18 protein-coding genes are annotated in these 20,486 nt (G+C 70.9%); 2 read left to right on the forward strand and 16 right to left on the reverse strand.

The window, feature by feature from the left end; all coding sequences use genetic code 11:
- Positions 1-141: 141 nt before the first annotated feature.
- The 6 genes from DSZ44_RS16710 to DSZ44_RS16730 all read right to left on the reverse strand — a co-directional run bounded on the left by DSZ44_RS16710 (position 142) and on the right by DSZ44_RS16730 (position 5,717).
- The gene (locus DSZ44_RS16710; protein WP_110853765.1) at positions 142-786 is read right to left on the reverse strand and encodes a copper resistance CopC family protein; all 645 of its coding nucleotides are present in this window, start codon (positions 784-786) and stop codon (positions 142-144) included.
- Between the two features lie 81 nt (positions 787-867).
- Positions 868-1,677 carry a M23 family metallopeptidase gene (locus DSZ44_RS18990; protein ID WP_110853800.1) on the reverse strand — a complete coding sequence of 270 codons (810 nt, stop codon included), beginning with the start codon at positions 1,675-1,677 and terminating at the stop codon, positions 868-870.
- Between the two features lie 456 nt (positions 1,678-2,133).
- Positions 2,134-4,185, reverse strand: coding sequence for a bifunctional copper resistance protein CopD/cytochrome c oxidase assembly protein (locus DSZ44_RS16720; protein ID WP_110853766.1), 2,052 nt, complete (start codon positions 4,183-4,185; stop codon positions 2,134-2,136).
- Positions 4,186-4,224: 39 nt separating this feature from the next.
- The gene (locus DSZ44_RS18460; protein ID WP_181424699.1) at positions 4,225-4,365 is read right to left on the reverse strand and encodes a hypothetical protein; all 141 of its coding nucleotides are present in this window, start codon (positions 4,363-4,365) and stop codon (positions 4,225-4,227) included.
- Positions 4,366-4,431: 66 nt separating this feature from the next.
- Complete coding sequence (locus DSZ44_RS16725) at positions 4,432-5,343, reverse strand: cation diffusion facilitator family transporter (RefSeq protein WP_110853767.1); 912 nt, start codon at positions 5,341-5,343, stop codon at positions 4,432-4,434.
- A complete protein-coding gene (locus DSZ44_RS16730) occupies positions 5,343-5,717 on the reverse strand; it encodes an ArsR/SmtB family transcription factor (RefSeq protein ID WP_110853801.1) in 375 nt (124 codons plus the stop codon). Before DSZ44_RS16730 ends, DSZ44_RS16725 begins: the two co-directional genes overlap by 1 nt.
- Positions 5,718-5,798: 81 nt before the next feature.
- Between DSZ44_RS16730 and cmtR the strand changes: the two genes are divergently transcribed.
- Together cmtR and DSZ44_RS16740 are read left to right on the forward strand one after the other, a co-directional pair.
- Positions 5,799-6,158, forward strand: coding sequence for a Cd(II)/Pb(II)-sensing metalloregulatory transcriptional regulator CmtR (cmtR, locus tag DSZ44_RS16735; RefSeq protein WP_110853802.1), 360 nt, complete (start codon positions 5,799-5,801; stop codon positions 6,156-6,158).
- A complete protein-coding gene (locus DSZ44_RS16740; protein WP_181424700.1) occupies positions 6,155-8,065 on the forward strand; it encodes a heavy metal translocating P-type ATPase in 1,911 nt (636 codons plus the stop codon). The genes cmtR and DSZ44_RS16740 overlap by 4 nt, the downstream gene beginning before the upstream one ends.
- Positions 8,066-8,191: 126 nt before the next feature.
- Here the strand turns inward: DSZ44_RS16740 and DSZ44_RS16745 are convergent, their stop codons facing one another.
- The 10 genes from DSZ44_RS16745 to DSZ44_RS18995 all read right to left on the reverse strand — a co-directional run bounded on the left by DSZ44_RS16745 (position 8,192) and on the right by DSZ44_RS18995 (position 20,319).
- A complete protein-coding gene (locus DSZ44_RS16745) occupies positions 8,192-9,040 on the reverse strand; it encodes a hypothetical protein (RefSeq protein ID WP_146237595.1) in 849 nt (282 codons plus the stop codon).
- Between the two features lie 453 nt (positions 9,041-9,493).
- Complete coding sequence (gene phoA / locus DSZ44_RS16750; RefSeq protein WP_258369660.1) at positions 9,494-11,311, reverse strand: alkaline phosphatase; 1,818 nt, start codon at positions 11,309-11,311, stop codon at positions 9,494-9,496.
- 329 nt (positions 11,312-11,640) lie between these two features.
- On the reverse strand, positions 11,641-12,087 hold the full coding sequence (locus tag DSZ44_RS16755) for a DUF4913 domain-containing protein (protein WP_110853770.1): 447 nt from the start codon (positions 12,085-12,087) through the stop codon (positions 11,641-11,643).
- Positions 12,087-13,880 (reverse strand): type IV secretory system conjugative DNA transfer family protein, encoded by a 1,794-nt coding sequence (locus DSZ44_RS16760; protein WP_181424701.1) that lies wholly within the window; start codon positions 13,878-13,880, stop codon positions 12,087-12,089. Before DSZ44_RS16760 ends, DSZ44_RS16755 begins: the two co-directional genes overlap by 1 nt.
- Positions 13,877-15,361, reverse strand: a complete 1,485-nt coding sequence (locus tag DSZ44_RS16765) for a putative type IV secretion/conjugal transfer ATPase (protein ID WP_110853771.1) — start codon at positions 15,359-15,361, stop codon at positions 13,877-13,879. Before DSZ44_RS16765 ends, DSZ44_RS16760 begins: the two co-directional genes overlap by 4 nt.
- Before the next feature lie 62 nt (positions 15,362-15,423).
- The gene (locus tag DSZ44_RS16770; protein WP_181424702.1) at positions 15,424-16,932 is read right to left on the reverse strand and encodes an SCO6880 family protein; all 1,509 of its coding nucleotides are present in this window, start codon (positions 16,930-16,932) and stop codon (positions 15,424-15,426) included.
- Complete coding sequence (locus tag DSZ44_RS16775) at positions 16,919-18,586, reverse strand: TrbL/VirB6 family protein (protein WP_110853806.1); 1,668 nt, start codon at positions 18,584-18,586, stop codon at positions 16,919-16,921. The genes DSZ44_RS16770 and DSZ44_RS16775 overlap by 14 nt, the downstream gene beginning before the upstream one ends.
- Before the next feature lie 5 nt (positions 18,587-18,591).
- Positions 18,592-19,353 carry a DUF8175 domain-containg protein gene (locus DSZ44_RS16780; RefSeq protein ID WP_110853772.1) on the reverse strand — a complete coding sequence of 254 codons (762 nt, stop codon included), beginning with the start codon at positions 19,351-19,353 and terminating at the stop codon, positions 18,592-18,594.
- Between the two features lie 16 nt (positions 19,354-19,369).
- The gene (locus DSZ44_RS16785; RefSeq protein ID WP_110853773.1) at positions 19,370-19,678 is read right to left on the reverse strand and encodes a hypothetical protein; all 309 of its coding nucleotides are present in this window, start codon (positions 19,676-19,678) and stop codon (positions 19,370-19,372) included.
- Complete coding sequence (locus DSZ44_RS18995; RefSeq protein WP_110853774.1) at positions 19,678-20,319, reverse strand: DUF6668 family protein; 642 nt, start codon at positions 20,317-20,319, stop codon at positions 19,678-19,680. Before DSZ44_RS18995 ends, DSZ44_RS16785 begins: the two co-directional genes overlap by 1 nt.
- Positions 20,320-20,486 lie beyond the last annotated feature (167 nt).

Below are 20,486 nucleotides of genomic sequence, written 5' to 3' on the forward strand. Positions count from 1 at the left end.
GCAGCCACCCTCTCCGTGAGGATGCTGTTCGGAACGGTTGAGAGTGAGGGGGTGGAGGTGCTGGCCATGGTGTCAGTGTCGCAAACTCTGCATCGCGGCTGGTCTGGCCGTGGCGGACCCACCGCAGCCAGCGCGGGACCCTTAGCCCTGTCGGCGGCGACGGTAGACGAGGGCAGCGATCACGGCGAGCACCAGGACAGCGATCGGCACCAGGACGATGCCGATGGGCAAGCCTCCGCCGGGAGCATCGGCATCCACCGCGTCAGCGTCGGGGCTGGCCGCGGGTGCCGGTGTGGACGCCTCGGTGGTGGGCTCCGTGCTGGGGGGCTCGCTGGTCGGCTCGGCGGGCGCAGTGGTCTGCGCATCGCCGGCCGCCTCACTGGCGGCCACTGTGAAGTTGTACGTGTCTTCCGTGCGGTGCCCGTCGGATGAGATCACCGACCACAGCACCTCGTAGGCCCCGTTCTCCAGGGCCGAGGGCAGGTCCAGGACGACTGACTGTCCCTGAATCGTCGGCTCGCCTTCGGCGACGACCTCGCCGTTGGCGTCAGTGACCATGATGGCCGACGGCAGGTCCAGGACCTCGGCGCTGTAGGTCAGCACGATCTGACTGGGGGCGGTGTCCAGCACGGCGTCCTGGGCGGGCTCCGCGTCGATGATCGTGTCGTGCGCGGCCGCGCTCGTGGCCAGCGTGACGGTCAGGCCACCGAGGACAACGAGTGCCAGTGCCTGCAGGATCGCCAGGGTGAACAGACGGGGCCGGAGGCTGCGGTGACTGTTGACCATGTCGCCACCCTAGGACGCCCCCAGCGGTGGCTGGTAGTTCACGAGTTGACACCCGGCGCGTCACCCCCGGATGGAGCTGGTCTACGACAGGGCGCTGATGTCCACAGCCTCCCGCTCCCCCAGCCACGCCAGCGGGTCGGTGGTGGTCAACGCGTCATCGGTGTGGATCTCGAAGTGCAGATGCGGGCCGGTGGACCTGCCGTTGGACCCGACCCCGGCGATGACCTCACCCGCGCTCACGCTCTGGCCCTCCTGCACGTAAAGGTCATCGGCGTACATGTGGTTGTACCAGCTGTAGAACCGCTGCCCGGCGACATCATGGGCGATGACGATGATCATGCTGGACCGCCCGTCCTTGCCCGGGCCCACGTAGTCCACCACCCCGTCGGCGACGGCGTAGATGGGTGTGTCCATCGGTGCAGCCAGGTCCACTCCCTCGTGGAAGGCCGCTGCGCCGTTGAACGGGTCGGTACGGCCCCCGTAGGAGGACGACACCCGGAAGGTGTTTTGTCCCAGGGGCATCACGAACGTCGGAGGCGGTGGCTCTGCAGCCGCCGTGGCGCGTTCCTCCGCCAGCAGCTCGAGGTCCGGCACGACCTTCTCCAGCGGCTCCTCGACGTCCAGAGGTTCCTCGATGGGTTCACGCTCAGCCGTCCTGGCCGCCTGCTCCTCACTGCGCGTGGGGGCCGCCGCATCGGCCGTGGGATCATCCGTCGCGTAGAGCGGTGATGGGAGGCCCGGCTCTGCGGGGGCGGAGGCCTCTGGAGTGGTGGCCGGCACCCCCTGCCGCGTCTCGCCGGGATGGGCATGGGCGGGGTCCATGCACACCGTTCCCAGGAGTGGCGCCACGATCGTCGAGGCCGCCAGGACCCCCACGATGGCGGACCGCATCGTCGCGCGCCGCAGGCCGCCGCGGACCACAGACCGTCGACGCGGGCGCGACGACGGCCTCGCGGCGCGCAAGTCACGCCGCGACACTCGGCGCCCGCCGGCCGTGTGGCGGGCGGGCTCAGCCTGACCGAGAATCTGGGCCCAGTTAACCTCGCCCGAGGGCGCCTGCCCGCGGCCCGCAGCCGAGACCGGACCGTCTTCCGGTGCCGCCGACAGAGCACCAGCACGCCGGCGCCCCGCATCATCGGACCGGAGTTTAGGCCGTCCACCGCGACTCTCGCGCAGCTGACGACGGGTCACCTGCGGCATCGGCGATGGCCGCGCCTCTTCGGGCATCAAGCAGTCTCCAGGTAACAGGTCACACAGTCTCGTTCCACGGTCCCGATCACACCGCAGCCGCGAGTGTAACGGAATGGTCACGGTGCTGGCTGTGTTCTGCGCCGCACCCCGCGCATCTCACGCTTCCGGAGCCGGCGGGGCCGGGCTGCGGCGTGCTGGCGTGAGCGGGGCCCGCATCCACGTGAGGATCAGGGCCAGCGCCAGAGCCAGCATGCCGACCTCCGCGATGCCCCACACGACCAGTCCCCCAGCGCGTTGGTCGGCGCGCGCGTCGACGCCCCAGCTCAGGCCGAGCTGGCCGAAGTGGTCGGCCGCGAGCAATGAGGTGCTCGAGCCCAGGACCATCCCCCAAGCGCCGTAGAACAGCATGCCTGCCACCGCCGCGCCGAGGCGCAGCGGGAGGGGGGCCGGGCGACGGTGGGGACCGGCGAGGAGGGCGTGCACCAGGTTGCAGCCTGCCGCGGTGAAGTACACGACGGACACTGCGTGCCAGATGGGACTGTCCTGGGCTCGCGCGAAGACGGGGGTGTAGTAGAAGACCACCACAGACACGGCGACCGTCAGGGTAGCCACCACGGGGTGCGCGACGAACGCCACGAACCGCGAGCTGTGTAGGGCCTCGAGCCACTCTCTTGGACCACGGGAGCCGTCCTCCCGTCTAGGAAGGACGCTCATGGCCAACGCGCCGGGCGCCCCGAGCACCAGGAGGATCGGTACCACTACGAGGAGGACCATGTGGTGAACCAGGTGAGCGCTGACCAGGACACTTCCGTAGACCGCCGGACCGCCACTGGTGCTCCACAGGAACAGCAAGACCCCCACCACCCAGCTGGCCACCCGGATCGCCGGCCAGCGGGCTCCCGTGCGGCGCAGGCGCCACACCCAGGAGAGGTAGACCACCAGGGCCGTAATGGCGACAAAGATCGTCAACGGGTCCGGGCGCCACTGCGAGAGGTAGGCCCACGCAGTGGGCGCCGGGGGCTGGGGGTAGCCCGTCAGTAGATAGACCGGGCTGGCGTCGGCAGGTGGCTCCAGCGCCTCCGGCGGTGCGGAGGAACCTAGTGCGACGGCGACCCCGACCACCGCGCCCATGATCAGGACCTCCACCCCGGCCAACCGCCAGAACGCCCACCCTGCCCTTCCCTCCGGCCGCGTCTCGGCACGGATCGCCGGGATCGTCATGGTGCGGTGGAACCAGCCCGCCAGGCCCAGTGCGGCGGTCAGGACCACCTTGACCAACAGGAGCTGACCGTAGGGATGGACGAACAGGTCCAGCGGCGTGGAGAACCGGATCCAGGCATTGGCGGCGCCGGCGATGGTGGCGACCGCGAAGGCCCACACCGCGATCCTCGAGAACCGCTCAGTGACATCCGCCAAACCAGCACCCAGTCGGGAGGCCACCACGCACAAGACGGCCAGACCTCCCACCCAGACCGCCACGGCCGTCACGTGCAGCCACCACGAGGTCACGGCGAAGTCGTGGTTGGCCGCCCCGGCGGCATGGCCGGTCACCGAGACTGGGGAGAACGCCGCCACGGCCAGGAGCATGGCCCAGGCTGCCGAGCCGTGGCTTGCGATGACCGCGGCCACCGGTGCGACGATCGCGGCCAGGAGCGTGGCCACACCCAGGTAGCGGCCCATGTCGATCTGGGTGACGAACTGGAGGAGCTCAGCGCCGTACCCCGGCCCACCGATCACCGTACCCAGCGCCGCGGCATGGGTCAGGAGGAGATGAGCCAGCTGCGCCAGTGCCCACACCACAGCCGCCACGACAGCGACGTTCGCGACCCGCCGCCACGTCGGGTCCTCACCGCTCGAGGGCAAGCGCCGGTCCCGGTCATCCCGGGGAGCCTGCTCGCCCGCGCGGGCCTGGCTCGGTGCGGCAGGTGTGGTCCGGGGCAGGACCACGGCGCACAGCATGAGCGCGCCGATCGTCACGGCCGCCGCCGCGCGGGCCAGTGAGGTCGCGAGCGGGAGGCCCCACCGCACCAGGGGGCCGGGATCGATCAGCTCACGCGGCGCGGCCGCTCCACTCAGCGCCAGGCCAGCCACCAGGCCGACCACAACCAGCGGCAGCGCGGCCACCGCCCACGGCCACGCCCGTGGGGCACCCCGGCCGGCGGACACGTCACCGTGCGGCGGTTTCCCGCTCGTGGTCAGGATCGGCATCTGGCGATGCTAACCGCGCGGGTCACACCCTGGGCCACGTCATCGCGCCACCATGACCACGATCGTCACCACGTACGCCGCGCAGACCAGCCCGATCCCCAGCAGGGTGAGGACCATCCCGCGTCGTGCCCGCCGCTGACCATCGTCGGGCCCGGGGGCCTTGCCCTGCTTCGTAGTCATCGCGCGCTCCGTTGACGTCGGCTCGATCCAGGTCGCGCGGATCCCGCGTGAGGACAATGTCGAGTGCTACCAGCTCAGGTCGTGACAGCCGCCCCTGCCGGCGGCCTCCACCTGCAAGGTGGCATGGGCGATACCGTAGCGGTCGCGCAGCACCTGCCGCGCGCCGGCGAGCACCTCGCCGTGGTCGGCGCCGTGGCCGGCGACCAGGTGAGCGGTGGCCACGTTCATCCCCGAGGTCAGGGTCCACAGGTGCAGGTCGTGAACCTCGGCCACACCCGCGACCGCGTCCAGGTCACCGGCGACGCCTTCCGGGTCCACCCCTTCCGGAGCGTGCTGAGCCAAGACCGTCACCACCTGCCTGCCCAGGACCACCGCCCGGATGATGACGAAGACTGCGATGAGCGCCGCGACGACGATGTCCCAGACCGGCTGGCCGGTGACGATGATCAGCACACCGGCGACCATGACGCCCACCGACCCCGCGGCGTCGGCGATCACCTCGTAGTAGGCACCCTTGACGTTCAGGCTCTCCTTGGACCCGCTGCGCAACAGGAGCATGGAAACGATGTTGATCACCAGGCCGGCGAACCCGACCGCGAGCATGGCACCGGAGGCCACCTCCGGCGCATCACCCAGCCGGCTAGCGGCCTCGACCACCACGTACACCCCCACGGCGAGCATCGCCAGCACCGCCAGGGCCGAGGCGAACACCTCCGCCCGGTAGGAGCCATAGGTGCGTCGCCCCGTGGAGTCCGGACGGCTCGCGATGCGGGTGGCCAGCAGAGCCGCACCCAGCACCACCACATCGGCAGCCATGTGCCCGGCATCCGACAGCAGGGCCAACGACCCTGACACCAGTCCCGCGACGAGCTCGATGAGGAAGAAGCCCGCGGTCAGGGCGAACGCCCCGGCCAGCCGCCGGCGGTAGCGGCCACCGGCATGCCCAGGCGCTGGGGCGTGGCTGTGTCCCGCGCCCATCAGCTCTGCCCCTCGTGGCGAGCGTGCTCCCGGGAGACGTCCAGCAGCATCCGCACGTGCCCGTCGGCCAGGCGGTAGTACACCATCCGCCCCTCCCGGCGGTTGTCGACCACCCCAGCGGTGCGCAGGACCCGCAGCACCTGGGACACCGACGCCTCCGGCACATCCACGACCGCCGCCAGGTCGCACACGCACAGCTCTCCCCCCTCCAGCAACGCATACAGCACGCGGGCGCGGCGCGGGTCCCCCAGAAGCTTGAACAGGCCGGCCAACCTGCCGGCCTCCCCCTCATCGGGGATCCTCTCCCGGGTCAGCGCCACCTTCCCCGGATCGACGGCGGCGACCTCACACGAATCCAACGGCGTCACACTCATGACCACGACCATACACCTATACAGTTGTGCAGGTGTGGTCGCGCCAGCATAAGAAGTCAGCGCGTGCTGTATAGTCAGCGCATGCTGACTATTGCTTCGCGGCTAGACGTCATGAACCGGCTGGGCCGGGCGATGGCCGACCCGACCCGCTCCCGCATCCTCATGACACTGCTCGAGGGCCCCAGCTACCCGGCGGTGCTCGCCCGCGACCTGAGCCTGACCCGGTCGAACGTGTCGAACCACCTGACCTGCCTGCGGGACTGCGGCATCGTTGTCGCCGAACCCGAGGGCCGTCAGACGCGGTACGAGATCGCCGACCCCCACCTAGCGGCGGCGATGACTGCGCTGGTCGAGGTGACGCTGGCGGTCGATGAGAACGCCCCGTGCGTGGACGCGAGCTGCACGGTGCCCGGCTGTTGCGCGAGCGGAGCGATGGCATGAGCGCGATCACCCACGCACCCGTCGAGGAGCTCGAGAGCGACGACGAGCACGAGGCCCCGTGGTGGGGTGACCGCGCCGTCATGATCCCCGTCGCCTCGGGGGCAGCGTTCGTCGCCGGGCTGGCCTGTGAGTGGTCCGGCGCCGAGACCGCAGCGCAGGTGCTGTTCTGGGTCGGCCTGCTCCTCGGGGCCTCCACGTTCGTCCCCGGTGCGCTGCGCAAGCTCGCCGCGGGCAAGCTCGGCATCGCGCTCCTCATGACGATGAGCGCCACCGGGGCGGTCATCCTCGGCCACGTCGAGGAGGCCGCGGCCCTGGCCTTCCTCTACTCCATCGCCGAAGCCCTGGAAGACCGGGCCATGGACCGCGCACGCGCCGGGCTGCGCGCGCTGCTCCAGCTCATGCCCCAGAGCGCCACCGTCCTCAGCGACGGTCAGAGCGTGACCGTTCCGGCCCGTGACCTGGCCGCAGGGCAGGTCATGGTCGTCAAGCCAGGTGAACGCATCGCCACCGACGGCATCGTGCGCAGCGGGCACAGCAGCCTCGACACCTCGGCCATCACCGGAGAGTCCATCCCCGTCCAGGTCGGCCCCGGCGACGAGGTGTCCGCCGGAGCAATCAACGCCGCCGGAGCCCTACAGGTCGAGGCGACCGCGGCCGGCACCGACAACTCCCTGACCACGATCGTGAGCTTGGTCGAGCAGGCCCAGGCAGAGAAGGGGCACCGCGCCCGACTGGCCGACCGCATCGCCCGCCCGCTCGTGCCCGGCGTCCTGGTGCTGGCCGTGCTCGTCGCCGTCATCGGCTCACTCGCCGGTGACCCGCAGACCTGGATCACCCGCGCCCTGGTGGTGCTCGTGGCCGCCTCCCCGTGCGCGCTGGCCATTGCGGTGCCCATCACCGTGGTTTCCGCGGTCGGCTCGGCGAGCAAGTTCGGCGTCATCATCAAGAGCGGGGCCATCTTCGAACGCTTCGGCACCATCGGGCACCTGGCGTTCGACAAGACCGGGACCCTGACCCGGAACCAGCCCACCGTCACCGCCGTCGTGCCCGCGCCCGACGTGACCGAGGAGCAGGTCCTGGCCTGGGCCGCGGCGCTCGAGCAGCACAGCACCCACCCCCTCGCCGCGGCGATCACCCGCGCCGCCCCCAAGACCCCCGCCGCCGAGCGCATCACTGAGGAAGCCGGTCACGGCGTCCACGGCACCGTCGACGGCGGTGAGGTGAGGGTCGGCAGCCCCCGGTGGATTGACCCCGGCGACCTCACCGCCCCGGTCCGTGACCTCGAGGCCCAAGGGATGACCGTCGTCGTTGTTCACCGTGGCGGCACGATCGCGGGAGCGATCGGGGTGAGGGACGAGCTGCGCCCCGAGGTGCCCCAGGTCGTCGAGGCCCTGGCGGGGCACGGCATCGGCGTCACGATGCTCACCGGGGACAACGAGCGCACCGCCCGCGCCCTCGCTGCCCGAGCCGGCATCAGCGACGTGCGCGCCGAGTTGCGCCCCGAAGACAAGTCCGCCGCCGTGCACGACCTCAGCGGTCGCCGGCCTACCGCGATGATCGGCGACGGCATCAACGACGCCCCCGCCCTAGCCGCGGCCGACGTCGGAATCGCGATGGGAGCCACCGGCTCCGATGCCGCGATCGAGTCCGCCGACGTCGCCTTCACCGGTCAGGACCTACGCCTCCTGCCCCAGGCCATCACCCATGCCCGACGCGGGCGGCGCATCGTCAACCAGAACATCGTCCTGTCGCTGCTCATCATCGCCGCCCTGCCACCCCTGGCCATCACTGGCGTCCTCGGCCTGGCCGCGGTCGTGCTCATCCACGAGATCGCCGAGGTTCTGGTCATCCTTAACGGACTGCGGGCCGCACGCACACACCACGCCACCACCGCGAGGGGACGGTAGGACGAGCAGCACGACCTACCACCACGCTCGAGTGGCGCACCCAGAAGACGCGAGGCGAACAAATCTCAGCGCCACAAGTTAGACGTGACTGTCCGTGCCCAGTCCGACCCTGATGGCCGGGGACGTCTAGGCTGCGTCGTCGATGACGAAGGTGAACTCCTGCGGGTCGGTCGCTGTGCCGTTGGCGTCGACACCCTGCACGACCAGGACATGGTCACCCGCTTCGGCAACCTCGACCGGACCCTCGTAGGTGAGCATCTCGCCGTCGTTGAGGGAGTACTCGATGGTCTCGATGTCTGCGCCATGGGTGGCGTCCGCCTCGAGGACGATCGTCACCGGCGAGTCGTAGGCGGAGAAGTCCGCGCAGACCACCGGGAAACCGGGCATCTCGGGCTCGTGGATCTGCACCGCCAGGTCCTGCGTCCGCGGCACCCAGTCCGCGCTGCCCTGCCCTACCGCCATGCCCTGACTGTTCGGCTCGAGGTCACCACTCGGGTCAGCGGAGGAGGATCCCCAGATCTCGTTGGGCGGTGACATCGGGCCCGACGGGTCCTGCTGGTAGTGCCCGCCGAACGTCGAGCACGCACCGTCGTGCATGTGCGAGGGGTAGGTGAACTGCGGGTCGAGGCCGGAGGCGTTCACCGTCATGGTGGTGCCGGTTTCGGACTTCTCCAGGACTGCGGTGCCCTCGATGGAGGCGAACATGTCACCGCGGCCCTCGACGGGCTCAAAGTGACCAGTCGACGTGCCCAGCAGGCTGACGGTAACGGGAGTCGGATCCGCTGAGTCACCACCGCCGTGGTTGGCGTGGGCGTCCTCCTCCTCGCCCGTGTCGGCGCCGTCCTCAGTGGGGGCCGCCGTCGCGGTGTCCTGGGCGGCAGGGGTCGAGGCGCTCTCGGGATCGTCGCTGCCGCACGCGCTGAGCACGAGCGCAACACCCAAGGTTGCTGCGGTGAGTCGACCGGTCCGGTTCATCGTTGTCCTTCGGGCAGGGCGGGGGGAGGCAGCAGGCGAATCAAGGGCGCTGGTCGCGGCCGTCGCTGGCCTCAACTGTGCGGCCACTGTGACGCCGATCCGTCTGACCTGCGCGAGCGTAACACCCCGTGAGAAGCCGATTCGAAGCCAGCCAGCATCCGGCCCGTTGGACCGCGGTGAGGAGGCGGATGATGGGCGGCGGCGCGGCCCGGGTGACGACCGGAGGCGTTGCTCGGCTCCGTGGGGTAGCGGCCAGGACTCCGCCGCCCACGGTCTCGGAAGTGCGCCGTCGACAGGGAGGCCAGCTCGCTCACTCATGGCCTCGTTCGCCGCCGACACGCCATGGCGACCGACGGAGGCATGACGTCGACCCGCTCGGGTCATCCCGCCGACAGCGGAGGCCGCCGCCCGTAGCCGGGCGACGGCCTCCGTGTTGCTGCCGTGGGTGTGTCGTTAGCCGACCCGGGCGAGGCGCTGGTTGCGCAGCCAGAAGGCGGCACCGCCAGAGCCGAGCAGCAGGGCCGCGAGGAGTGCTGCCAGCGCCACTTCGGCGCCGGTCACCGCGAGCGGACCGCCGGCGGCGGACTGCGGAGCAGCGCCGATGCCAGGCCCGCCGGCGTCGTCAGTGTCGACGACACCACCCGTGTCCGGCTCGTTGTCATCGCCGTCGTCCCCGGGGGCAGGGGTGGTCGGGGACTGGGACACGACCAGGGAAGCAGTGAGCTCGGTACCGGTCTGCACACCGGTGAGCACGACCGGGTACTCCCCCGGGGTTTCGGGTGCCGTCACGTCGAAGGAGGCGACGCCGTCGATGACGTCGGCCTGGCCAACGGGCTCACCGCCCACCGTGGCGAGGACCTGCCGGTCACCGAACAGCTCGGACGAGGCCGCGGTCACGGTCTGCCCGGGCGCAGCCGAGGAAGGCTCGAGGGTGAGCGTCGCAGCGGCGCTCAGGGACGCCAGGTCACCATTGAGCTCGAGGGCGTCCATCGTGGTGAAGAAGGTGTCCGTGTCGTCGGTCAGCCCGGCCACGTTCGCCCCGCCAGGGCCGTAGGCCGCGATCGGGACCGACGCGCCGGTGTGCTGCTGGGAGCCACCGGCGGGTGCCGTGCCGTAGGCAACGATCATCTCCTGGCCGTCGGCGGTGAGGAGGTTGACGCTGAGCCCGGGCGGGGTGGAGCCGACGATCTGGCTCGTGTGGGAGTGGTCGGCGGTGATGACGACCAGGGTCTCACCGTCGGCCTTGGCGAAGTCGAGCGCGGCCTGGACGGCCTCATCCAGCTCGATGGTCTCACCAATTTGCCCGCAGGCATCAGCGGAGTGGTCGCGCTTGTCGATGCTTGCGCTCTCCACCTGGAGGAAGAAGCCCTCGTCACCGTCGAGGAGCTCGATCGCCTTGCCGGTCATGGTGCCCAGCGAGGTCGCCGGGTCCCACTCGGGGTTCTCGGTGCAGCTGGCTGCCGGCTGGTTGCCGCCACCCTCGGTGGCGATCGGGCCCGTGTACCGCACGGGGAAGTTGCCCGGGGTGAAGAGCCCCAGGACAGGGGCGCTCTGGTCAGCGGCGGAGAGGCCGGCGAGCTCGGCGGAGTCGGTCAGGTAGGTGTAGCCGCGCTCGGCGGCCTGCTCCTGGAGGGTCTGGCCGGCCCACGGGCCGGCAGCCGCGGTCTCGCCCATCGTGGCGTTGCCGCCACCCAGGACGACGTCGGCGCGCGCGTCGAGCAGCTGCTCGGTGATGGAGCCCAGGCCGCCGTTCTCCTTGGCGAACGTCGGGCAGGTCGTCGCGGTGGCCTGCGGCCCGTAGCACCGGCGCGCGTTCACGTGGGCGAACAGCGCGGCAGGGGTGGCGTCCTGGATCTCCGAGGTCGAGACGTTGCCCGTCTTCAGGCCGTTGGCCTTGGCGATCTCCAGGAGCGTGTCCTGAGGGTTGTTCTCGACATCAATGGACAGCGCACCGGTGTAGGTCTTCGTGCCCGTCGCCCACGCACTGGCGGTGGAAGCGGAGTCGGGCACGTAGTGGACCTCACCGTCGGGGGTGAGGTCGTACGTCGTCTTCTGACCGGTCACCAGCAGCGGGTCCAGGCCCGGCAGGGTGCCCGCGGCGCCCTCGGCGTAGTTGCGCGCGATGGTGATCTCCGACGCGCCCATGCCGTCCCCGATGATGAGGATGACGTTCTTCGCGGGCCCGTCCATGATCGCGGCCTCAAGCGCAGCGGTGCGGTCCTCGACGTTGCGCGTAGCGCCCCCGTGGTCACTGACGTCCGCGACAGCCATCGACGGCACAAACGCGAGACCCACCGCGCTAGCGGCAACCAGGGAGAGGCGGCCCGCCCTCCCCCGCTTTCCAGCAGAAGTCCTCATGATTCCCTCTCGACGCGTGAACAGCCCCGACCGGGGCCCGCCTCAGGCGATCACGCGCACATTGCGAGCGGTTGAACGCGGAACGAACCGCTCATGACGGGATCCTGGCGGCCACCAAGGCCCGGTGACGACGCCGGCACCTCCCGGGCCCCGCGTCACAGACCCCCGCTGGGCCCGCGCGTGGGACTCGGGATCGGGTTCCACATACGACACGGCCCCAGCCGCCGGGGCCGCTCGCCTAGTTACACCGCCTGCCGCACATCTGGGAACAACCCAGCGGGCGGCGGCTGGTACGGCAGGGGCTCCCCTTTCCGGGTGTGGTTCTCCTTCGCGTCTGGGTCGACAGCGCTGAAGGGGCCGTCTGGGCTCATGAGCATCGCCATGTGATGGTCGGCGTGGTCACGCCACCACACGCTCATACCGGTGGCCGGGTCCCGGCGAAGATGCTCCCAGGCGCGCCACAGCGCTTCGAGGCGGATGATGGCTTCGTCGTGCTCCCACCAGCGCGCGGCCCACACCCGGTGCCGGCCGTCGATGCGCCGCCGGTAGACGTGGCGCAGGTACTCCCGGACGAACTCGTCGACCGAGCCGTAGTACAACGCCGACCCGGCCTCCCCGCCCGCGTCATCGACCTCGCCCGCGCCTGCCTCAGCGCCCTCGTCCTCGACAGCATCAGCCCAGTCGCTCATCACACCTCCCCGGCACCAACGGCTGCCTCGACGGCGGCCGCCGCGCTTTGTGCTTCACGGATGGTGCGCTCGGCCTGCGGGTCGTGAGCCGCGATCGAGGCCTCGACCTCCGCGGCGTGAGGCCCGTGCATCCACGGCTGCGTGCGGATGAGGGTGGGCCGCGAACCCGAGGCCATCACGACCGCGCGCCCCTTGGGCAGCGCGGCGAGGTCGGCCACGTCCAGGATCCGCTCGCGGTGGAGCTGCTGGGACACGGTGCGGTGCCCGCGGCCGTGGGAGGTGGAGGAGGACAGACGGTCGTAGTCCCCGATCATCCGCGACAGGTCCTCCAGGAACGCGGCCTCGCTCACTCCCCCGCCGTAGACCTTCACGTTCGAGGCGCTCCACAGCTTTTTCATGCCCGACTGTCCCCACACCTCCACGCCTTGGGACCAGGACTGCAGGATCGTCATGAGCACGATCCCGCGGGAGCCGTAATGGCTGTAGAGGTTGGGCAGGTCGCGCCAGCGGCACACGTTGGCCGCCTCGTCGAGGACCCCGAGCAGCGGGGTGCCCAGCCGCCCGCCCCGTGAGCTCGCGGCCAGGTCCTCGGCCGCCTCCACGACGGCCACGGTCAGCGCCGTTACCAGAGGGCCGGCGGTGCCGCGTCCCTCCTTGGACAGGGAGTACAGCGTGCCGCCATCGGCCCGGACGAAGTCCTCGGGCCGGAACTGTCGCCGCGGGTCGGCCACCCCCTGCGGGGTGACCCACCGGGCGACCTGCCGGTTCGTCAGGCACGAGGCCATCTGCTGCGCCGTCCCGAACACGCCCCCGCGCTGCTTCTCCGGGGCCGAGACGACGCCGGCGACCTGGTCGGCGGTCAGCGTGTACCCGTGCTCGTGGAGGATGTCCACGGCGGTCTCGTCGGTGGGCCGGGTCAGCCAGCTGTACACATCGGTGATCGGCCGGTGGTCCAGCGCCGCCGCCAGCAGCAGGCCGGCGAGCAGGTCCTGCCCGGCTGGGTCGAAGTAGGCGTCGGTCCTGGCGCCGGGATCGCGGGAGCCGGTGGCGAAGTGGTCGGCGAGCTTCGCGGCCCGCACCTCATCGGTCACGTAGGACAGCGGGTTCCACCACCACGAGGGCTCCTCGAGGATGATGGCCTGGGGGTCGAAGACCCACACCGGCCCGGCCTGGGCGCGCACGTCGCGGGTCGCGTCGACGACGTCACGCTTGTTCGAGGTCACCAGCACCGACCCGGGGGCCTCGAGGATCGCCGGCACCGCCCGGCTGGTCGTCTTGCCGGTGCGCGGCCCCCAGATGTCGATGTGCATGTCCTCCCACGACCCGTACAGCGGCTCGTTCTGCGCCACGGTGCGCCCGATCGGCACCCCTGGCGAGGCGTTCACGCCCAGGCGCGTGGCAGTGCCCAGTGCCTGCTTGCGCGTCAGGTCCTGCACGTCGCGCCCGCGGCCCATGTACCGCGCGGCGCGGTCCACCCGGGACCGCCGGGCCCGGACCCGGTGGACCAGCAGGCCCGCGGCGACGATGAGCACGACCAGGACGACCGCCAGGGTGGCGATGACCCACCAACCGGCCGCCCCCGGCCAGGCCAGGTCCCCGCCCAGCAGCCCGAACAGCACGGAGAACGGATCGGCCGGAAGGTCGGCGCCGGTGTCGGCGATCCGGTGGCCCAGGTGCATCGCGGCGTAGACCCCGCCGACGACCACGATGACCCCGGCGATGGCCACCCACACGAGGACCGCGTCGCTCGAGGCGCCACCGGGGTCGCGGCGCCGGTTGTTCGGCAGGCTCACTGCGGCGCCTCCTGTCCCAGCAGCCCGGTGCGGGACCGCTCAGTCCACCGCGCCGAGCTCATGTGCAGCGACTTCTCCGCCGCGGTGAGGGTGAGGTCGACCGGGATGCCCGGCCGGCCCCCGACCTTGACGAGGAACTTGCCCAGGCCTGGCGGGGGTGCCTCCCGACCCTCCTTGGTGTCCCAGGCGGGTGGGTCCTGCCAGCCGCCGAGGAGCTCCTGCTCCTCGCGGGACAGGCCCACCACCGAGCTGAGCAGCGGCATCTCACTCAACGGCAGACCCCCGCACACGATGAACCCGGCCCGCTCGATGAAGCCCATGGCCTTTTGCCGGTCCTCCTCCAACGGCAGGGACCGCAGGTCCTTCATCGTGTGGGTAATCATCGCCAGCCCCACCCCCACCGTGCGGTTGAGGCGGGTGAGGTAGTCGACCCGGTCCACCAGGCCGGGGCCGGCCTTCAGGGCCTGGTGCAGCTCATCGAGCACCACGAAGTAGTGCCGCCGCGTCTCCAGGCCCACGTCGGCCAGGACCTGGGCGATATTGACCACGGCGAAGCCGGCCGACCAGGACGCCAGCAGCGCCACGGCGCGCAGGTCGCTGTCGGACTGCGGGATCGCGGACACGTCGTAGACCACGGCACGGTCGCGGCGCATCGGCTGGGTGGTGGGCTTGGCGAACACGTCACCGAACTTCCCGCCCGGCCCCAGGGCGACGAGGGCCGCCTCGAGCTCCTCGGTGACCTCCTGGTAGCGGGTGGCCGCACCGCGGTCCAGCGCCGCCTCACGCAGCTCCGCTGGAGCGGCGCGCACCACCTGGAGGAGGTCAGGGATCACCGGCACCCCGTCGTGGTGCTCATCGAGCCACGTCAGCGCCCGGGCCAGGATCGTCTCCTCCCGCGCCGTGGGGGCGCTCTTGCGCAGCACCGTGATCAGCGAGGACAGCATGTTCAGCCGCAGGCCGTGGGCGTCGGCGAGCACCTCCTCCGCTTCCCGCCCGAAGCCCGCCGCGCGCAGCCGCGCGGCGGCGTCGGGCGCCTCTCCGGGGTCCAGGACGTTCAGGGCACCGCGGTTGCGGCCCAGGGTGATGACCTGCCCGCCGAGCCGGTCGACCATCTTGATGTAGTCAGGCCGGGTGTCCCCCAGCACAAGCGGGATCACCCCGTAGCCGCTGAGGCCCACCGCCATGCGCATCACCGCCGACGTCTTACCCAAGCCGGGGCGGCCAAGGAAGAACACCGACGGGTTCCCGATGAGGTTCGCGCGCTGGTACCAGGAGATCGGGTCACAGCACAGGGTGGCGCCGGTGTGGATGTGCCGGCCGAACGGGACCCCGACCATCGGGGTGCCGGCGCCGATGGCGAAGGGCCACAGCCCGCACACCTGCACGGTCGTGCCGCGCCACTCGGGCGGTGTCTGCAGGTAGACCGACTCCCCTCGGCCTCGGCCGAGCCACCCGCGCATCGGCGGGCGCCGCGGCCGCACGGGTGCCGCCTTCGCTCCTCGTGCACCCCGCCCGGACCGCTGGCCGACATCCTCAGCTGTGGTCACAGCTTCTCCCTGAGCTCGGCCGGGATCTTGATGTGCTTGGGCAGCACCAGCCCCAGCGGCAGGGAGGCCGCGAAGGCCGAGTCCTGCGAGCCGTACACCGGGCGCAGCCGCAGCCGCGCCGTGGCGGCCAGGTTGTCCACCGCCGCCCGTGCATCGGCCTCCCGCGCCGGGTCACCGACGGTGGCGGTGACGAGCATGCCGAACTGCACCAGTCCCGCCCCGGAGGCCTCCTCACTCGCCGTGGCGGCCGCGGAGCGCACCGCGAGACTGTCGCGGGCCGCGGGCTTGCTCGTCGCCGTCATTCGGAACTCCGCCGCCCGCAGGTCGGCCTCGACGATCGCGGCCGCGCGCGCCGCGTCGATCGGCCGGTAGAGCAAGGTGACGCGCTTGCGGGCGATGTCGCGGTGCGGGGCGAGGAGCCGGGCCAGCACCCCGGACTGCACCGTTCCCCTGGGCGCCTGGCTCATCGCCCACGTGCACGAGTAGGCCGAGTCGTGCCGGTAACCGTCCCAGCTCGCTTGCGCGGCCGCGGGCCCCACGTCGGGCCACGACAGCTCGGGGACCTCCCCCGCGGCGTGTGCCTCGTCGATGAGGACCGCGGCCGCCGGATCGTAGGCGATGCGGATGGCCTCACACAGCTCCTGGCCCGACAGGGGGTGCGCGGCGCCGGCGCCGGTGGCCTGCAGGCCCCCGGTCAGCCCGGGGAGCCGCGCGGCGAGCTCGCGGCCCATCTCCTCGGCCTGGCGCCGCTTGCCCCCCGTGCGGTGGGCCGCGGTGAAGGTGATCGCGACATACGCCTTGACCGTTGAGGAGCCGGCCGGGTAGCGCATCACCACCTCGCGCAGCATCTCGCGGGCGAACGTCGGGGCGTTCTCATCGAGGTTGAGCTCGACCTCGCGCCGCAGCCGAGACCCGGAGTCCGGGGCGGTCTCGATCGTCACCGACGCGGCCTCCACCCCCGGCTCATCCCCCAGGCCAGCCAGCCAGTGACCCCAGTCCGCGACCCAGATGTCGATCTGCTCCTGGTCCACCAGGGCCGCGCCGTCCGGTTCGGTGCCGATGACGATGGAGAAGTTGGAGGTGGCGGGGGTGTAGAGCAGCGCGAAGGGGCGGCCGTAGGAATCGGTGAACTCACTCATCCGGATCGGGGCCGCCAAGCCGGGCAGCTGGAAAGTGCCCCACTCCGCGCGTCCCAGCGGCCCGGACCGGTAGATGTGCGTGCCACGCGAGCGAGCCGACCACCACGCCGCCCGCGCACCGGCACGGCTGACCAGGCTCCGGCCGTGGGAGTCCTTCGTCAGCACGGCGAGCATCACCGCCCCCAGCACGCCCGCGACGACCACCGCCTCGAGCAGCCCGGCGATCATCACCATGAGCACGACCATGATGAGGCCGACCAGCAGCAGCGCCGTCCCCACCGAGCCCAGCCCGAGGATCCCCGCCGACGTCGGACGCCGCCAGTTGCCGTAGGTGCGCGGGCTCCTGCCTGTCTCAACGGCTGCCACTCGGACCCTCCCCTTCCCCCTCGCCCGTCGCTTGCTCACCCACGCTGCGCGCGGCGCCCGAGGCCGCCGCGCCCGCCCGCCTGCCCGCCTCCAACGCCGCGCCGGTGGCCACACCCGCCGGGCCGGCGGCTACCCCAGCAGCACTTCCCCCACCGCCGGCCTTCGCTCCGATCGCCGCGGCGCTGGTCCCACCTCCGCCCGCCTGCGCGCCAACGCCCACCGGAGCTCCGCGAGCCCCGCTGCTCGAGGCCGCCGCAGCGCTACCGTCGCCGCGCGCCGACCCGTGCGGGCCGCCCGGGCTCGGGGCGCCAGAGCTACGGCTGCCCGAGGGTCCGGGAGTGTCCGATCCTCCGCCCGAGCCTCCTGGACCGGTCGCACCTCGCGGGCCATCGGAACCCGCCGCGCTGACCGCGGCCGCGCCGCCCCTGGCGGCCAGACGGCCGATGGCAGCGGCGCCGGTGGGAAGCGCCGCCATCGCACCCATCGCCACCGCTCCCCCAGCCGCGCCACTGGCCACCGCGCCCACCATCGGAGTCACAAAGCGCATCAGCGCCGGCATCGCGAACAGCGCGATGATCATCAGCATCAGGCCCGTCAACACGGCCAAGAGCCCGGTGCCGTCGTCGGAGAAGACGTCGGTGCCCACGAGCTGGAAGGCCGCGGCGTAGACGATCGCGGCCGCCGGCTTGTACAAGATGAACGCCACCAGCCAGGCGACACACTTCTTGAACCAACCCCTGCCGATCTCCGTGTTCGTGAACGACGCCGCCAACGGCAAGATCCCGGTGAGGATGACGAGCATCCCGCCCCGAGCCACCATGAGCAGGATCTGAATCGCGGCACCGAGGATGGCGATCAGCCCAAGAATGATCACCAGCAGCGCGCCCAGGCCCCCCGCAGCCGTGTTCGTCGTCAGCGCCAGGATGTCCAGCATGCTCTGCCCAAAGCACGCCGAGTCACTCGTGACGTCGCACTCCAGGGAGCTGTTGAGGATCCACACGGCGAAGGAGTCGGCGGCCGCCACCAGCAGGCTCACGATCGTCACTCCTGCGCCGGCGACAACCACCAAGGTCAGAAGCGACCTCACCGTCTCCCGTCCCGGCTCAGCGCGCTGCTCCCACGCCATCCTGGCCGCCCCGATGACCACAGAGACCACCGCGGCGGCGCCCATGTACCACCACAGACCGGACTGAAGGAACAGGACCGCGCCGCCCGCATTACGCGGGCCAGCCGGAAGCACGCCGGAGACCAGCGCACCAGCTGCCGCCAGCAGGACAACCGCGCCCAGGATGAGCCCCAATCGACCGACGGCAGCCATCCCCTCACCCGCCCGCACCCGGGTAGCAACCAACGCCCCCAGGGCGAAGAGCGACAGGATGGCAACCGCCAAGCTGATCCACGTCACGTAGCCCATGACGGTCGTGATGGTCGCGCCGGAGGCCGGCGCCACATCCCCTGCGGCCAGCTGGGAAGAGCCACCCGTGCCGGTGAGGTTCGGCGTCCCGATGTGCACCCACACGGTGCCGAGCGAAGCAATCGCCTTACCGAACGCCTCCACCACTGCGTTCGCCATGTTCTCGATGGCATCACCCACCGTGGACTCGACCCAGTTCCCAAGGTTGCAGCCCACTTCCCACCACGAGCACTCTGTCATGGTGTTCACCCCATCCAGACGACATACCCCGAGATGTCGGGGATCTGAGCCATGCGCAGTGGGTTCGTGACGTCTTGCGGGAGCAACTTCCAGTCGCCTGCTTCCCACACCAACTCGTAGATGGCAGAGGCGTATTTGGTGTTGCCCCCACCGACCGCTTCAATCGCCATGTCGACGGTTGCGCTCTCACCGTTGAAGTTGAGGAGGCGGAATCCGGCGACCGTCATCCGGAGCGACGAGGGACTGCCGGCCGCGACATCGGCTAGTAGCTGGTCGCGACTAGGCGCGTCATCCGACAGGAAGTAGTTGATCCAGTACGTCGAGGTCGCTGCATCGGACCCCTGCACAACTGCGTTCGCTGCGGCGAACAGGGCACCTTCGGGTGAGCGCTGGAAGCAGTACCGCACGCCGTTGTCGTCGGTAGCTCCCGGTCCGTAGGTCGGTGAGGTCGGGTAGGCAGTGGTGCCTTGGAACTGCCACTCCGCATCGGGAGCGGCCGACAGTGTGTCCTCGGCGGAGCTCCCGTCCTCCAGGCCGCAGACACTGTCGTCACCGGCCGGCTCGATCGAGGGGTCTGGTGAGGTGGCGGACGGCGCTGGCTGTGTCGTCGTCGAGCTGGGCTGAGGGGGGTCGTCGCCGGCGCGTGTGGCATTGAGGATGCCCAGCACGATCCCGACGACGACGATCGCGCCGACGAGGACGGCCGCCACCAGGAAGCCCGGCCGCGTGAACGGGCTCCGTGTCTCGCTGTCGTCCTGGCCGCTCACCTACATCACCACCAGGTCATGTTCCGGCGAGGAAGCCGACGAGAGCGACGGCGGCGGAGATGACGATGACGCCGGCGAGGGACATGCCGATCTTGCCGACGTGCTCCCCGCCCTCCCCGCGCCGGGAGGACACCGCCATGAGCGCGCCGGCGGCGAACAGGCCCAGGATGCACACCGCGAGAGCCACCCACCGCGCCCAGCCCAGGATCGCGGTCAGCCCTTCGGTGCCCGGGGGCTGGATCGGGTCCGGGTCGGGCAGCGCCGACACGTGAACGGGGACCAGCGCCGCGATGTCGCCCGCCGTCGAGATTGCCTCGATGATCATCAGTCGTCCTTCCGGTTCGCGGTGCCTGCAGGCGCACCAGCTCGAATCAGCGCTGTCAGTTCCTCGACGAGTTGGCGCACCTGACGCGGCGCGCTCGGCAGCGACACGTCATGGCCTAGACGCCACTGCTCGGCCCACGGCACTGTCCAGGTCCGCGGTACGCCTCCCCCAACGAGGCGGACGAGGTCGCGCAATGGACGCGGGAGGCGACCGGGAGCATCCGCGACGATGACCAGGCCCAGAAGTTCCACGTGTGGGACGAGACCGGCTGCCCACTGTGTGGCGGCGGTCTGCGCGGCCCTGAGGCCGGCTGCGTTCGACCGCGCCACCAGCACGACGCGAGCAGGCGTGTTCTCACCGCTCACTCGAGGCCAGGCACCTTGGGCAGAGCGCCACTGAGGCACGAGCTCGGCGAGGGTGCTCTCCCCCGCTCCGCCGTGCACTCCAACCCACCACAGCTCGGCGGCTCGTGCGTGCTCCCTTACCGCCAGTCGGTCGACGTGGTCGGGTGCGCGCACGTCGGCTTGGGGTACCACTGGCCCAGTCGCCGGCGGTACGGTCATTGCAGGCATCGCTGCCTGTGCCTGGGAGTTCTCCGCCACCGTTGGCCGGGACACCCAGGGGTTGCTGCTGTCAGGCATTATCTCGCCCCCTCGATAATGACGTGGAGCACTTGGACCACGCAGGATCCAGGCTAGACCCGAGGAGCGACAGGATCAACGGTATGAGTGATAGTCCCTCAGAGAGCAACCCCTTCCACCAGGGAGTAACAGAGTCTACGATGCCGCTATGTGGCTCGGGAAGTGGA

Source organism: Georgenia satyanarayanai (assembly GCF_900116375.1).
Taxonomy (GTDB): Bacteria; Actinomycetota; Actinomycetes; order Actinomycetales; family Actinomycetaceae; genus Oceanitalea; species Oceanitalea nanhaiensis.